Below are 14775 nucleotides of genomic sequence, written 5' to 3' on the forward strand. Positions count from 1 at the left end.
GAATTTTTCCAAGCCAAAATCAATTTACATGAAAACTAAAATTTTAATCCTATTATCATTAATTACTGTTTCTTGCAAAAAAGAGGTAAAAACAGAAAACGAAACCGCTCCGGTTGTTCCAAAAAAAACGGAGAAAGTTTCGATTAATGAGACATCCGAAAATCTAAAATCGGATACTATAGTAATTTCGACCAAACACAAAACAAACAAAATTTTATGTGATCTTGACGGAGACCAATTAGACGAAACGGTAGAAATTGTAAGAAGTACTAAAAACAAAAAAAGCGGTCTGAAAATTACGTACGGAAACGGAAAAAAGACCGATTATTTTGGTTTTGGAAATACTGTTCTGGCACAAGGTTTTGACGAAATTGACTGGGTTGGTGTATTTGAAAAAGCACCAAAAAACGAAATTTACTGGAACAACGTCAGCGATGAAGGCGAAATTATGGGCGATGACGAAATAAAAGAAGAAGACAAAATAAAATTACCAAACGACGGAATCTTTATTCATGCCGAAGAAAGCTGTGGCGGAGGAATTATTTACCTAAAAAACGGTGAATATGAGTGGATTCAGCAGGAATAAGCAAAATACATTCACTTTTAACTTTTAACAATTCTGAATATGAAAAATACGTTAGAAATTGCCAATCGTTTTAAAGAAGTAATCCTGAACGGAACGTGGATTGCAAATACCAATTACAAAGATCAACTCGAAAATCTGGATTGGAAAATTGCAGTTTCGCCACTGCAAAATTTAAATACAATTGCTCTTCTGGCACAACATATTCATTATTATATAAAAGGAATAAATACCGTTTTTAAAGGCGGACCGCTTGATATAAAAGACAAATTCAGCTTTGACTTTCCTCCTATCGAATCGCAACAACAATGGGAAACTTTTCTGACTGAATTCTGGAAAGACACAGAAGAATTTGCTTTCTTAATCGAACAAATGTCCAGCGAAAAGCTCGACGAAGGTTTTGTTGATGAAAAATACGGCTCGTACAAAAGAAATATCGAAGCCATGATTGAACACAGTTATTACCATTTAGGGCAAATTGTACTAATCAAAAAATTACTGACGAACTAAAAGCATATCTTTTTAAAAATTGTAAAGCTTCAAAACACTGAAGTTTATACCTGATAAAAATCCTTAATGAGAAAATTAATTTTACTTCTGCCCTTTTTACTATTATTTTTTAGCTGCAAGAAAGACAAGCAATTACCTAAAAAAGAAAACAATATTGTTGCAGACACAACAAATACAGTTGACACTGAAAATGACAGTATAGCACTCTTAGATCTAACCAGAAAGCTTTATAAATGGGAAGAAGAAAAAAGCACAGGAGAAGATTTTAGTCCTGCAAAAGATAAAGACACAGACAGTATTTATTCCGGTCTGGATTTATCGCTACATAAAGCAAGAATTAAAGAACTGGAAAACACCAATTTGTTTTCAAAAGATTTTATTGCAAACTATAATAAAATAGCGCTAAAACTTGAAAGCGAATTTAAAAATGGAACTTTGGTATGGAATGTTGGCGAACTCCCTCCATTTGGTTCAGACTCTAGTCCGTGGTGCAATTGTCAGGATACACCCAATAATTTTTTGAATAAAATCTGGATCATGCACCTTACCATACAAAACAATACAGCAAGCTATAATTGGAGCTGGGGCGATGGTGTAGTATATAACGTAAAAGCCATAAAAGAAAACAACGTTTGGAAAATCTCTTATCTCGAAGGTTTTGATTATGACAGTTATCTGGGAAGCTTTGCAAAAAACAATGATTTTACAGGAAAATGGCAAAATGGTATGGTTTCGCTTAATATTGGAGATCGTTCTTTAGCATTTGAATATCACGGACAGTGCGTTTACTTTTATCCGGTACGCAAAATAAGTGATACTGAGTTTGAAATGATCTGGTCCAGAGAAATGGATTGCAAATTTGATAATGGTACAGATAATACCTTTGGATTAAAAAATGTTCCTCAAATTGGAAAACCATTTTCAAAAATCACACTTAAGAACAACACTTTGCATGTTCAGTATTATTACAAAGAATGGGTAGAAAAATATAGTGCACAAATAGAAGATGTTTTTACCACCGAATATACAAGAGTAAGAGAAAGTTATTAAAGTAAACTATAAATTCTCAGTCTCATTTGACTAAACGAATACTTCTTTATCGATTGCCAATAGAGTTTAGAAAATTTAGTATTTTAGATTTCCGAAAAATAAAAATAATTTGTCACAAAACATGAGTAAAACATACCGACAAGGCGCAATTGGAGCTTTAATTGACGAATACGAAAGAGCCATTTTAGATTTAAGTCAAACCATTTCGGATTTTAATGAAGTTGAAATTACAACAATAGTTAGCGATCAGGTTCCAGGTTCAAAAACTGAATCGGTACAGGCAGTGCTTTCACATGTTGTACGTGCCGGATATTTTTATGCATCTTACATTCGGGAATTATCGGGTGAGCAGGTTTATTTTCCTGAGCTTATCTTAAGAAACACGATATCTGAATATCAAAAGGATATGACCGATTTTTTAATCTTCACAGAAAATACTTTTAAAAACCTTACAGATCAACAACTGGAAGAAAACGACAACCAGAAAAAAATATTGACCTCATGGGGACAAGTCTATGATTTTGAGCAAATAATGGAGCATGCTATAGTACACATTTTGCGCCATAGAAGACAAATTGAAAAATTTAAAATACTATTGCGCAACAATAAAACTTAATCGTTAAAATTTGATCTCTCTTCAAATTTCATAATATATCCCAATGTATTTTGAGTACTTTCGGTTAAACCATATTTAAACTGAATTTCAAGGTAAACTCCTGCGGTGTTAACATCTAGCTTTATTTTTCCTAAACCTTTTTCTATACCAACTATGGTAAATTCTTCATTTTTTTCAGGAATCTGAATATCGTACCATGTACTTGGTTTCAGAAGTTCTGTTTTGCAGGAAACGCCATTTGTATTGCAGGAATAATCAATCACTTCTACAAAAACAGAAACCAATTTTTGTGTATCGATTAAACGTGCAGACGAAATATAATTCGCATTGGCTATAATCTTTATTCCGTTATTAGCCAGTTTGTTGCCATTGCCATTGTTATTATAATTCCAATCACCAGAATGCCATATAAACTCCTTATAATTTTTCATTATTACTTCTTTTTTAAAACAAATTAAAGCCGATTAATGTTTTCTAATGCAACACTAAACGGCACTGATGCAGAACCTGTTCCGCCACCTTTCAATACAATATCAGCACTTGTAACACCAAACAAATTAATTTGTGAATTAATCTGAGTAATACTATTAGCGTACAAAATATCTCCTTGTTTGATGCCCGAAGCAACGCCAACAAATAATTGCGGCTTAAATTCAAAAAAAGCTTTTTCTCCCGGATTTATATTAGTTCTTGTAGCTAGCAAACTACCATCTCTGTAACAGTTTACACTAATTTCACCTGTTTTTAAAGAATTTCTTATTTCGATTTCTTCAGGATTATCTGCTGGTATTGATGAAATTTGAGGCATGATCCCATATCCGCCTTCAATTACATCATAAGTTGCTCCGTTGGAAGCTGGAATTTGTGGCGTATAATTTCTAAATGAATCAGCTATTGCAACACTATATCTTGTTGAATACTTAAATGATTCCTGATCCAGTCTCTCAGAGTTTTGGATTACTTTCCATGCTACAGCAATTTCACCAAATTCAATAGCAAAATTTCGCTGATAAAAAACCACGTCGATTTTATTCGCATAATCATCAGTTTTATTGATAAAATTTAAGTAAATATTTTTCATGATTTAATGATTAAAAATTATTGTAATGTCTTTACCAATCTAATCTCAGCACTCTTTTTCAGCTAATCAGAAATATCAAATTTGAAGTAAAAAAGAGGAATCAAATTCATCGAACAATTTAGTGCGAAAAACTAATTCCTATTAGCGTATTTATACCCTTTCTGAAATCTGGTAAAGGGGAAGTATCACAATAAGAAATAAAGATAAAAACGATACAATCTCTTTTTTAAAAACCTTTTCTGCTTCTAAAAAATCTTAAAAAAGGCATAGTTGTTGAAAGTTAAAAGAGATATATTTACACCCTCAAAAGGAATACCTATGCAAAAAATTACTATACTCTTTTCTATCTTATTTTTAACCCTTTCGTCTTGTGGCGTAAAAACAACACAATCACTTATTAGTGACGGTAATTATGATGCTGCAATAGATCGCGCCGTTGAAGCTTTGAGAACCAAAAAAGATTCTAAAGGAAAACAGGATTATGTTTTTTTACTTGAAGAAGCATTTGCAAAAGCCAAAGACCGTGATTTGCGCAATCTGGAAATGATGTCAAAAGAAGCCAATCCGTCAAACGCAGAACGCATTTATAATACTTATCTGCAATTAAATAACCGTCAGGAAAAAATTCGCCCTTTGTTGCCTTTGCCTTTATTAAAACTGGGAAAAAATGCAACTTTTCAGTTTGACAATTATTCAGATGCGATTGTAAACAGCAAAAATGCACTTTCAAAATATTTATATGAAAATGCTTCTGCCCTCTTGAAATCAAACAATAAAATGGATTTCAGAAAGGCTTATGATGATTTCTTTTATCTGGAAAGCATTAATCCCGGATATAAAAATGCAAAAAAACTAATGGACGATGCTCAGTTTAAAGGAACTGATTTTGTAGATGTTTATGCCAAGAATCAAACCAATATGGTGATCCCGAAAATGCTTCAGGATGATTTACTGGATTTTAAAACCTACGGACTAAATGATAAATGGACGGTTTACCATAATGCAAGACAAAAAAGCGTAATTTATGATTATAGTTTGATCATCAATTTTAGACAAATAAATATCTCGCCTGAACAAATTAAAGAGAAAGAATTCATCAAAGAAAGACAAATTAAAGATGGTGTAAAAACCCTTTTGGACAGTCGCGGAAGACCAGTCAAAGATAGTTTGGGCAGAGAAATTAAAGTAGATAATTATAAAATGCTCCGTGCAAATATTTATGAATTTAGACAATTTAAATCCTGCCAGGTTACTGCAGTGGTAGATTATGTCGATGTGAGAACAAATCAATTGTTACAGTCATTTCCTGTTACAAGCGAGTATATTTTTGAGAATATATATTCAACTTACAAAGGCGACCGCAATGCCTGCGAGGACAGTTATATTAATTATTTTACAAAACGTGCCGTTCCTTTTCCAAACAATGAGCAAATGGTCTATGACACAGGCGAGGATTTAAAAGCAAAAATTAAAGATATTATTGTTAGAAATAAATTTCGAGGATAAAACATCTTATTTCAGACGTACAACTGTACGTCTCTATACTATATAAAGACGCATTTTAATGCGTCTTTTTTATTTTCAATTCACTCACTTTCAAAAAAAATATCACTTTTTTTATTGCGCAACCAAAAAGTTGCGTATATTTGCAACTGATTAGTTGCTTAATTATAATAAAAAAATGAAACGAGATATTTTTCAGGCCATTGCCGATCCGACGCGAAGAGCAATTTTAGTTTTAATTTCCTCAACTGCATTAACACCAAATGCACTTGCAGAACAATTTAAAACCACAAGACAAGCTGTATCTAAACACATTAAAATTCTGAATGAATGTGATTTACTGGAAGAAAAAAAAATGGGAAGAGAAATTTATTATCAACTTAAAATTGACAAAATGAAAGAAATTGATCATTGGCTGGAACAATTCAAAGCCATTTGGGAAAATCGCTTTGATCAATTAGATCAGGTATTAATGAACTTAAAATCTAAAGAAAATGAAATCTAATCTTTTAATGAATTTTTCCGTAGATAAGGAAAATAAAATGGTAAGTGTAAAACGCGAATTCGATGCGTCATTGCCAAACGTTTGGGCCGCCTGGACTGAGGCTGATATTCTGGATCAATGGTGGGCTCCTGCTCCATATAAATCCAGAACCAAAAGCATGGAATTTAAAGAAGGCGGAAGAAGACTTTATGCAATGGTAGGGCCTGAAGGCGAAGAGCGATGGAGTACTTTTGATTATACTTCGATCTCTCCAAAAACCAATTTCAAACATACTGCTACCTTTTCTGATGCTGAGGGAAATCCGAATTCAGAATTTGGAAGCTCGTACTGGGATATCACTTTTTCTGAAGAAGGTGGCTTGACAGTTGTTGACATCGCCATAAAACGCGACAGTTTTGCCGAACTGGAAAAAATAATCGAAATGGGCTTTAAGACCGGATTTACAGCTGCAATGGAAAGTCTGGATAAAATCTTTGAAGCGCAAAAATAAAACCATTTCTATAAACCGAATTAAATCATACTAACTAAAAAATAAAAAAAATGAAATCCACACTTTTAATGAATTTTACAGTAAATAAAGAAAATAATACCGTTAATGTAAAACGCGAATTTAACGCACCATTGTCTAACGTTTGGTCTGCGTGGACAGAAGCTGAAATTCTGGATAAATGGTGGGCACCAGCTCCATGGAAATCCAAAACAAAAAATATGAATTTTAAAGAAGGAGGCCGCAGATTGTATGCTATGGTTGGCCCTCAGGGTGGAGAACATTGGGCAATTGCAGATTTTACTTCTATAAGCCCGAAAACAAATTTTAAATACCTGGATGCTTTTTGCGATAGTGAAGGAAATCTAAATACTGATTTTCCACGTTCTGACTGGAATGTAAATTTTACCGAACAAGGGAATTCTACTTTTGTTGATATCGTTATTAAACACGAAAAACTTTCTGACCTGGAAATGATTATAGAAATGGGCTTCAAAGAAGGTTTCACCATTGCAATGGAAGGTTTGGATAAGATCTTTGACAAGAAGTAAGAATACTGAATCTTATAGATATAATCCCGTTTCTGTTCAAAGCGGGATTTTTTTATATCATTTAGTTATCGCTTTAATTCGTATTTTCGGTAATCTGAAAATAACAAGATCAAATTTTATGACTAAACTAAGTTTATATCTAAGTTTTCTTTCACTTCTGTTTATTACTTCCTGCAAAGAGAAAACAGTAAAAGATCTTGTTACAGAATATCATAGTACAGGAAAACTAAATGGATCAGTACTTTTAGCAAAAAATGACACTATCCTTTGCGATACTACTCTTGGCTATAGCAATTTCAAAGAAAAAGTGCTTTTAAAGAAAAACACACCTATTTATATTGCTTCACTAAGCAAACCTTTTACTGCGATCGCAATAATGCTTTTACAACAAAAAGGAGCTTTAAACTATAATGACAAAGCATCTAAATACATCAAAGAACTACCCAAATACGCTCAACAAATAACAATATACCAATTACTTACTCATACTTCAGGACTAAAAGATTATGAAGACATTTTAAAACAAAACAAAAATTTGACAAATAAAACTGTTTTAAAATGGTTGCAAAATTTGTCCTCTTTAAACTTTCCTTCGGGAACTAAATACGAATATAGTAACAGCGGTTATATTCTTTTGTCCTTAATTATTGAAAACAGCAGCGGTAAAATCTTCAAAGAATTTATCGAAGAAAATATTTTAATACCATTAAAAATGGAACACACTTTTGTGTATGATGAAACTAAACCTGAAATTCTTAACAAAGCAACGGGGTTTAATAAAGAAAATCAAGCTGACGATTACAATCAGCTGACAACCGGCGACGGAGGTATTTACTCTACACCCTCAGATCTATACAAACTTGATAAAGCATTACGAAGCAGCACATTCATCAACAAAGAAAACCAAAAATTAATGTATGAAACACCGGAGCTAAAAAATAAAAAGAAAGGTGAGTACGGATTTGGCTGGTTTATTCTTAATGAAAACAACACCAAAATCGCAATGCACACAGGCGGTTTAAACGGCTTTAGAAGTTTGTTTTGGAGAGATTTAGATCACAACATTACTTTGATTACTCTAACAAATCAAGGCGATTCTTTTCCTGTTTATGATTTTTTAAACGATGTAAAAAAAGTACTTTCCAAGCAGCAATAAAAAACAATAATGCTGCATTATGATTTTTAATTCGTAATTTCACTTACAGAAAAACAATAAAAAGCACAACAAACCACAAACCCTTTGTGGATTATTAAATACCCTATAATGAACCGAATTATTACAATTATCTTCCTGTTATTTTCTTCAATTTCAATTTTTAGCCAAAACACTAAATCAAAATCAACTGAAACAACCAAACCTTTTGTACTTGGGGTTATTGATGAATTGCAATCTAAAGAATTAGGCGAAAACAGAATTCTAAATATTTATCTTCCAGAAGGCTATAATCCAAAAGACAACGAAAAATATCCTGTAATCTATCTGTTGGATGGTTCTGCCGATGAAGATTTTATTCATATCTCAGGCTTAGTACAGTTTAATAGTTTTGAATGGATTAATCAGGTTCCAAAATCAATTGTTGTTGGCATAGCAACAGTAGATCGAAGACGTGACTTTACTTTTCCCACTACTCTTGAAAAAGACAAAACCCGTTTTCCAACCACTGGGCATTCTGATAAATTTATTGCTTTTATCGAAAAAGAATTACAGCCGTTTATAGATAAAAAATACAAAACCACTACTTCTAAAACAATCATTGGTCAGTCTTTAGGAGGATTATTAGAAACCGAAATCTTACTCAAAAAACCTTTTCTTTTTAATAAATATGTAATTGTAAGCCCGAGTTTATGGTGGAATAATGGTTCTTTGCTTAATTCAGATTCTGAAATTCTGCATGAAAATTTCAATCAGCAAACTGAAGTTTATATTGCAGTAGGTAAAGAAGGACTTACGCCAACTGAAATTCCAAGAGTTATGGAAGTCGATGCTAATTTATTAGCCGAAAAAATAAAGGCATCAAAAAACAAAAACATCAGAGTCTACTTTGATTATTTACCGACAGAAAATCACGGAACAATTTTGCATCCGGCAGTTTCAAATTCTTTCCGATTCTTTTATCCTCAAAATAAAGAGTAAAAAATGAAGCTCCCAATAACAGCTGAAGACCTAAAAGATGATTTTTATAAATCAGTAGATTTGGTTGATAAAATTGGAGATCTAAGAATTAGGCAATTAATTCAAATTTTATCTAAAATAGAAGATCAAATAATTATTGAAGGGATTATTCAGATTTTTGAAAATGAAGAGAGAATTGATTCTATTTATACGGATCAAAAATATGCCGGAATGATCTTAAAAAATCTAAATCCAAAAACAAAAGAAAGTATAGAACTAATAATTATACGGATTCTAAAAAACTGGAATAAAAGTGTTGAAGAGCTCCCCTTTTGGCTAAGAGATAATTATGGAATTGACAACCTTAAAAAAGCACTTTCTGATATTGAAAAAAAGAATTTATCAGACTTAGAATCTAATAACTTAGAAACAATGAAATGGTTTTTAAGTATTAAAAATTAAGATCCAACATCAAATAAAAAACCATAAAAGCTAATTTAAAATCTGAACAAGTAAGGAAATAACTGGTAAAAAAATATTTTTGTATCTTTGCATCACTAAATAAACAACACAATCTCTATGTGAAAAATAATTTCTTTCGGAAAAAATAAATAGTAAACCTACTGCGGTTGGCTATGATTATACACTTTCAAAGAAGAAATTATGCTTTATTTACAAAACATCTCCTATATACATGGGAACAGAGATCTTCTGTTCGACAAAATCACTTTTACAGTTAACAAACACGAAAAAATTGCCTTAATTGGGAATAATGGTGTTGGAAAATCAACTTTATTAAAACTTATTTCAGAGGAATTAAAACCATCAGCGGGAGTATTAAAAACCGATTCCAAACCTTTTTACATCCCTCAGATTTTCGGACAGTTTAATCATCTAAGCATTGCTCAGGCTCTACAAGTTGAAGATAAACTGAATGCACTCCGGGAAATTCTTAACGGGAATGTTTCTGAAGAAAACCTCAACACTTTAAGCGATGACTGGACAATTGAGGATCGCTGCAGCGAAGCGTTGCAATACTGGCAGTTGCAGGATTTAGATTGGAACCAAAAACTCGAAACACTTAGCGGCGGACAGAAAACAAAAGTTTTTCTGGCCGGAATTTCAGTTCATCAACCTGAACTTGTTTTACTTGATGAACCAAGCAATCATTTGGATATTGCAGGAAGAGAACTGTTGTATCATTTTGTAAAAAATACTTCAGCAACTTTAATTATGGTAAGCCACGATAGAAAATTGCTGAATTTACTGAATTCTGTTTGCGAATTGAGTAAAGACGGAATTACCATTTATGGAGGAAATTATGATTTTTATACCGAACAAAAGCAAATCGAAACTAATGCTCTGAGTCATGATATTCAAAGCAAAGAAAAGGCTTTACGTAAAGCAAAAGAAAAAGAACGTGAAACTCTTGAACGCCAAAATAAACTGGACTCTCGCGGTGAAAAGAAGCAAAAGAAAGCCGGAGTTTCCCGAATCATGCTAAATACTTTACGCAACAGTGCCGAAAACAGCACGGCTAAAACAAAAGATGTTCACGCCGAAAAAATTGGTGGAATATCAAAAGACTTACAAAACTTACGGTCGTCATTACCCGATATTGACCAAATGAAATTTGGTTTTGACAAAACAGAGTTACACAAGGGTAAAATTCTTTTTACAGCAACAAATATTAATCATAGTTTTGAAGATCAATTGTTATGGAAAGAACCACTCAATCTTCAAATTTTAAGCGGAGAAAGAATTGCCATAAAAGGTGTAAACGGCTCAGGTAAAACTACTTTAATCAAAATAATAACCGGAGAACTTCAACCAAAAAACGGAACAGTTTACAACGCAAATACAAAAACAATCTATATTGATCAGGATTATTCTTTAATCGAAAATCAATTATCGGTTTATGACCAGATACAAAAGTTTAATGATTCCGGTTTAGAAGAACATACATTAAAAATGAAGCTGAATAAGTTCCTGTTTTCTCAAAATGACTGGAATAAATCATGCAGTGCTTTGAGTGGTGGCGAAAAAATGCGTTTACTACTCTGCTGTTTAACCATAAATAAACAGGCTCCCGATATTATTATTTTGGATGAGCCAACAAATAATCTGGACATCCGGAATCTTGAAATTCTCACTGCTGCAATCAATGAATATAAGGGAACTCTGATTGTGGTTTCGCACGATGGTCTGTTTTTGGAAGAAATAGAAGTTGAGAAATTTATTGAATTAAGTTAAGCATGTCATTTCAAGGAACGAGACTCGAGCGATAGCGAAGAGACGAAGTAAATCTCACTAGAAACTCAACAACAGCACGCGTTCAGCATGTGCGATTCCTCGTTCCTTCGGAATGAAAAGATTGCAGAAACTTTGTCAAAGTTTTAACTCCAAAGCATTACAATCTAAAACCTGAAATCATCCAAGCCATCCTTCCCTATCCAAACTTCTGTATTGTATCGCTTCTGCAATATGCAGCGAAATTACATTCTCTGAATTATCTAAATCTGCAATTGTACGTGCAACTTTCAAAATTCTGTCATAAGCTCTTGCAGAAAGATTTAAACGTTCCATAGCATTTTTTAGTAATTCTTTAGATTGTCCATCTAAGACACAAAACTCACGGATTAGCTTACTGCTCATCTGTGCATTGTAATGAATATTTTCGACGCTTTCAAAACGTTTAGTCTGAATTTCACGCGCGGCAGTTACACGTTTACGGATTTCGGCACTGCTTTCGGCTTTTCGGTCATCGGCTAATTTCTCAAAAGGAACCGGAGTAACTTCAATATGAATATCAATCCGGTCTAAAAGCGGACCTGAAATTTTACTCATATAACGCTGCATTTCGTGTGGAGATGAAGTATTTGGCATACTTGGATCATTAAAGAATCCGCTTGGACTTGGGTTCATACTCGCCACAAGCATAAATGATGAAGGATAAGTCACCGTAAATTTAGCCCGCGAAATAGTCACTTCGCGATCTTCCAAAGGCTGACGCATTACTTCTAAAACATCTCTTTTAAACTCCGGTAGTTCATCTAAAAACAGAACACCATTATGCGCCATCGAAATTTCTCCCGGCTGCGGATAACTCCCACCACCAACTAACGCAACATTAGAAATAGTGTGATGCGGACTTCTAAAAGGCCGCTGGTTCATTAAACCAACTTCTTTTAGTTTTCCGGCTACGCTATGAATTTTAGTCGTTTCAAGTGCTTCGCGCAAAGTCATTGGCGGTAAAATACTCGGAACGCGTTTTGCCAGCATTGTTTTTCCGGCTCCCGGCGGACCAATTAAAATAATATTATGTCCGCCTGCTGCTGCAATTTCCATATAGCGTTTTATACTTTCTTGTCCGCGAACGTCTGAAAAATCATGTTCAGGAAAATCCAGTGTTTTATAAAACTCAGCTCTTGTATCAATAACAGTTGGTTCTAAAGTTCCTTTTCCTGCAAAAAAATCAATTATTTCTTGTAGATTAGAAACGCCATAAACATCTAAGCCAGTAACAATTGCTGCTTCTTTTACGTTTTGAACAGGGAGAAAAAAACCTTTATAACCTTCTTCTTTTGCTTTTATAGCAATAGGCAGCGCACCTCGAATAGGTTGTAAACTTCCGTCCAGAGAAAGTTCACCCATAATAATATATTGCTCAATTTCGGGAGCTTTTATCTGATCTGATCCAACAAGAATTCCCATTGCCAAGGGCAAATCGTAAGCAGAACCTTCTTTTCGAAGATCAGCGGGTGCCATGTTTATCGTTATTTTTTTTCCAGGAAGACTTAATCCGTTATTTTTCAGAGCGGCGGCAATTCGGAAACTACTTTCTTTTATAGCATTATCAGGAAGCCCCACTAAATGATAACCAATCCCTTTATCCATATGTACCTCAATCGTAATTGTGGTTGCTTCTACTCCAAAAACTGCACTTCCGTAAACTTTTATTAACATATAATTCTTTCATTAAATATTTTTAAAGCTAATGAAAATTAATTAAATGTAAATATTTTATTACAAAATAAATTAAAATCTATTATAAACTGAACTGCAATATTTCCTACACCGATAATTTCATTTTTAACTTCCGATGTTTCAATGTTAAATCATAACAATTAAAAATGTTAAAACATTAAAATATAACCCACCAATTACAACATTTAATTGTTTTACAACAAACAAAACCATTTTTAACTAAAAATAACGCATTATAACTTCAACAAAAATAACATTCTAATGAAAAGAGCAAAAAAAACGTTGCCAAATTATAAATTTTAGGATCATTTTAACAACCACATGCAAATTTGATAGGGGTTAAATTTAAAAATTAACAAAAATTAAGCATTGTACTCTATTTTTTATAGGGGTGTTGAATGATTTTATACTTTTAACAAAAATTTAAAACTAAATAACTATGCGAAAAATTATTTTAAGTGTGATCCTCATCACGATTTTATTACTCTCTATTTTTTCTATCTCATTTGTTACTGAATCAAAAACATTAGGCGCTCATGTTGTCGAATTAAAACTGGACACAGGTGATACAGCATGGATGGTGGTTGCTACAGCATTTGTTCTATTAATGACTCCCGGATTAGGTTTTTTCTATGGTGGAATGGTAGGCAAGAAAAATGTAATTAGCACTATGCTTCAAAGTTTTATGGCCATGGTAATTGTTACCGTTCTTTGGGTAGTAATTGGATTTGGGCTTTGCTTTGGACCATCAGTTGGAGGTTTTATTGGAGATCCGTCATCAAATATATTTTTCAATGGAGTTAGCGCAAACACGGCATGGGAACTGGCACCAACAATCCCAATGATACTTTTTGCATTATTCCAGGCAAAATTTGCCATCATTACTCCGGCATTAATAACTGGAGCTTTTGCAGAACGTGTACGTTTCTGGGCATATTTATTATTTATGGTTTTATTTATTTTATTCATATACGCACCTTTATGCCACATGACCTGGCATCCTGATGGAATGTTCTTTAAATGGGGAGTTCTTGATTTTGCCGGTGGTACAGTAGTACACATGAGCGCTGGTTGGGCTGCTTTGGCCGGAGCAATATTCTTAGGCAAACGTAAAGTTCAAAAAGTAAATCCTGCAAGAATTACTTATGTATTACTAGGCACTGGTTTATTATGGTTTGGATGGTTTGGTTTTAATGCAGGTTCTGCCGTTGGAGCAAGTAGCCTTGCCGCTCAGGCTTTAGGAACCACTACAATCGCCGCTGCATCTGCTGCTATGGCCTGGGTTTTCCTTGACAAAATATTAGGGCACAAATTATCTGCAATGGGAGCTTGTATTGGAGCTGTTGTAGGTTTGGTTGCCATTACGCCGGCTGCAGGCTTTGTAAGTATTCCTCATGCTTTGGCAATTGGTATTATTGCTGCCGTAATTAGTAATCTTGTGGTTAGTAAATTCCCTAAAGGAAAAATCGATGATGCTCTTGATGTTTTTGCCTGCCACGGTGTTGGCGGAATGGTAGGAATGTTATTAACCGGAGTTTTTGCTTCTAAAAGTGTAAATGCAATAGTTGGCGATAATCAAGGACTAATTTTTGGTGATGCAACTTTATTCTTAATACAATTAAAAGCGTTGGTATTAGTTTCAATCTTTGCTTTTGTAAGTTCTTATATTTTATTCTTTATTGTAAATAAAATTACTCCGCTAAGAGTTACAGAAGAAAAAGAAGAATTAGGATTAGACATCTCTCAACACGGAGAATACCTATAAGAAAATTAATTTTCACTTTCCTTC

16 protein-coding genes are annotated in these 14775 nt (G+C 33.4%); 13 read left to right on the plus strand and 3 right to left on the minus strand.

The window, feature by feature from the left end; genetic code table 11:
• The first annotated feature begins 28 nt into the window (after window positions 1-28).
• From OLM51_RS17350 to OLM51_RS17365, 4 genes are all read left to right on the plus strand, one after another.
• Entirely contained in the window at window positions 29-586 is a 558-nt protein-coding gene (locus tag OLM51_RS17350; RefSeq protein ID WP_264551855.1) for a hypothetical protein, read from the plus strand.
• 39 nt (window positions 587-625) lie between these two features.
• Window positions 626-1093, plus strand: a complete 468-nt coding sequence (locus OLM51_RS17355) for a DUF1572 domain-containing protein (RefSeq protein WP_264551856.1) — start codon at window positions 626-628, stop codon at window positions 1091-1093.
• A 66-nt stretch (window positions 1094-1159) separates the two neighbouring features.
• The gene (locus OLM51_RS17360) at window positions 1160-2143 is read left to right on the plus strand and encodes a hypothetical protein (RefSeq protein WP_264551857.1); all 984 of its coding nucleotides are present in this window, start codon (window positions 1160-1162) and stop codon (window positions 2141-2143) included.
• A gap of 121 nt (window positions 2144-2264) precedes the next feature.
• Window positions 2265-2759: a DinB family protein gene (locus tag OLM51_RS17365; protein ID WP_264551858.1), complete on the plus strand. Its 495-nt coding sequence runs from the start codon at window positions 2265-2267 to the stop codon at window positions 2757-2759.
• Here OLM51_RS17365 and OLM51_RS17370 read toward each other — a convergent pair.
• Together OLM51_RS17370 and OLM51_RS17375 are read right to left on the minus strand one after the other, a co-directional pair.
• Complete coding sequence (locus OLM51_RS17370; RefSeq protein WP_264551859.1) at window positions 2756-3190, minus strand: hypothetical protein; 435 nt, start codon at window positions 3188-3190, stop codon at window positions 2756-2758. The two genes, OLM51_RS17365 and OLM51_RS17370, sit on opposite strands and share 4 nt — an antisense overlap.
• A 23-nt stretch (window positions 3191-3213) precedes the next feature.
• On the minus strand, window positions 3214-3840 hold the full coding sequence (locus OLM51_RS17375; RefSeq protein WP_264551860.1) for a hypothetical protein: 627 nt from the start codon (window positions 3838-3840) through the stop codon (window positions 3214-3216).
• A gap of 318 nt (window positions 3841-4158) precedes the next feature.
• Between OLM51_RS17375 and OLM51_RS17380 the strand changes: the two genes are divergently transcribed.
• The 8 genes from OLM51_RS17380 (at window position 4159) to OLM51_RS17415 (ending at window position 11252) form a co-directional block, all read left to right on the plus strand.
• Complete coding sequence (locus tag OLM51_RS17380; RefSeq protein ID WP_264551861.1) at window positions 4159-5346, plus strand: hypothetical protein; 1188 nt, start codon at window positions 4159-4161, stop codon at window positions 5344-5346.
• A gap of 175 nt (window positions 5347-5521) precedes the next feature.
• Window positions 5522-5848 carry an ArsR/SmtB family transcription factor gene (locus tag OLM51_RS17385; protein WP_213259259.1) on the plus strand — a complete coding sequence of 109 codons (327 nt, stop codon included), beginning with the start codon at window positions 5522-5524 and terminating at the stop codon, window positions 5846-5848.
• The gene (locus tag OLM51_RS17390; RefSeq protein ID WP_264551862.1) at window positions 5838-6338 is read left to right on the plus strand and encodes an SRPBCC family protein; all 501 of its coding nucleotides are present in this window, start codon (window positions 5838-5840) and stop codon (window positions 6336-6338) included. The genes OLM51_RS17385 and OLM51_RS17390 overlap by 11 nt, the downstream gene beginning before the upstream one ends.
• 50 nt (window positions 6339-6388) lie before the next feature.
• Window positions 6389-6886 carry an SRPBCC family protein gene (locus OLM51_RS17395; RefSeq protein WP_264551863.1) on the plus strand — a complete coding sequence of 166 codons (498 nt, stop codon included), beginning with the start codon at window positions 6389-6391 and terminating at the stop codon, window positions 6884-6886.
• A gap of 118 nt (window positions 6887-7004) precedes the next feature.
• Entirely contained in the window at window positions 7005-8042 is a 1038-nt protein-coding gene (locus OLM51_RS17400) for a serine hydrolase domain-containing protein (protein WP_264551864.1), read from the plus strand.
• A gap of 108 nt (window positions 8043-8150) precedes the next feature.
• The gene (locus OLM51_RS17405; protein ID WP_264551865.1) at window positions 8151-9020 is read left to right on the plus strand and encodes an alpha/beta hydrolase; all 870 of its coding nucleotides are present in this window, start codon (window positions 8151-8153) and stop codon (window positions 9018-9020) included.
• A gap of 3 nt (window positions 9021-9023) precedes the next feature.
• Entirely contained in the window at window positions 9024-9461 is a 438-nt protein-coding gene (locus tag OLM51_RS17410; protein ID WP_264551866.1) for a hypothetical protein, read from the plus strand.
• 201 nt (window positions 9462-9662) lie between these two features.
• Window positions 9663-11252: an ABC-F family ATP-binding cassette domain-containing protein gene (locus OLM51_RS17415; protein ID WP_264551867.1), complete on the plus strand. Its 1590-nt coding sequence runs from the start codon at window positions 9663-9665 to the stop codon at window positions 11250-11252.
• Between the two features lie 177 nt (window positions 11253-11429).
• Here OLM51_RS17415 and OLM51_RS17420 read toward each other — a convergent pair whose 3' ends face one another.
• The gene (locus OLM51_RS17420) at window positions 11430-12965 is read right to left on the minus strand and encodes a YifB family Mg chelatase-like AAA ATPase (RefSeq protein WP_264551868.1); all 1536 of its coding nucleotides are present in this window, start codon (window positions 12963-12965) and stop codon (window positions 11430-11432) included.
• Window positions 12966-13425: 460 nt separating this feature from the next.
• Between OLM51_RS17420 and OLM51_RS17425 the strand changes: the two genes are divergently transcribed.
• Complete coding sequence (locus OLM51_RS17425; protein WP_264551869.1) at window positions 13426-14751, plus strand: ammonium transporter; 1326 nt, start codon at window positions 13426-13428, stop codon at window positions 14749-14751.
• The last annotated feature ends 24 nt before the right edge of the window (window positions 14752-14775 follow it).

It is taken from the genome of Flavobacterium sp. N2038 (assembly GCF_025947185.1).
Classification (GTDB): Bacteria; Bacteroidota; Bacteroidia; order Flavobacteriales; family Flavobacteriaceae; genus Flavobacterium.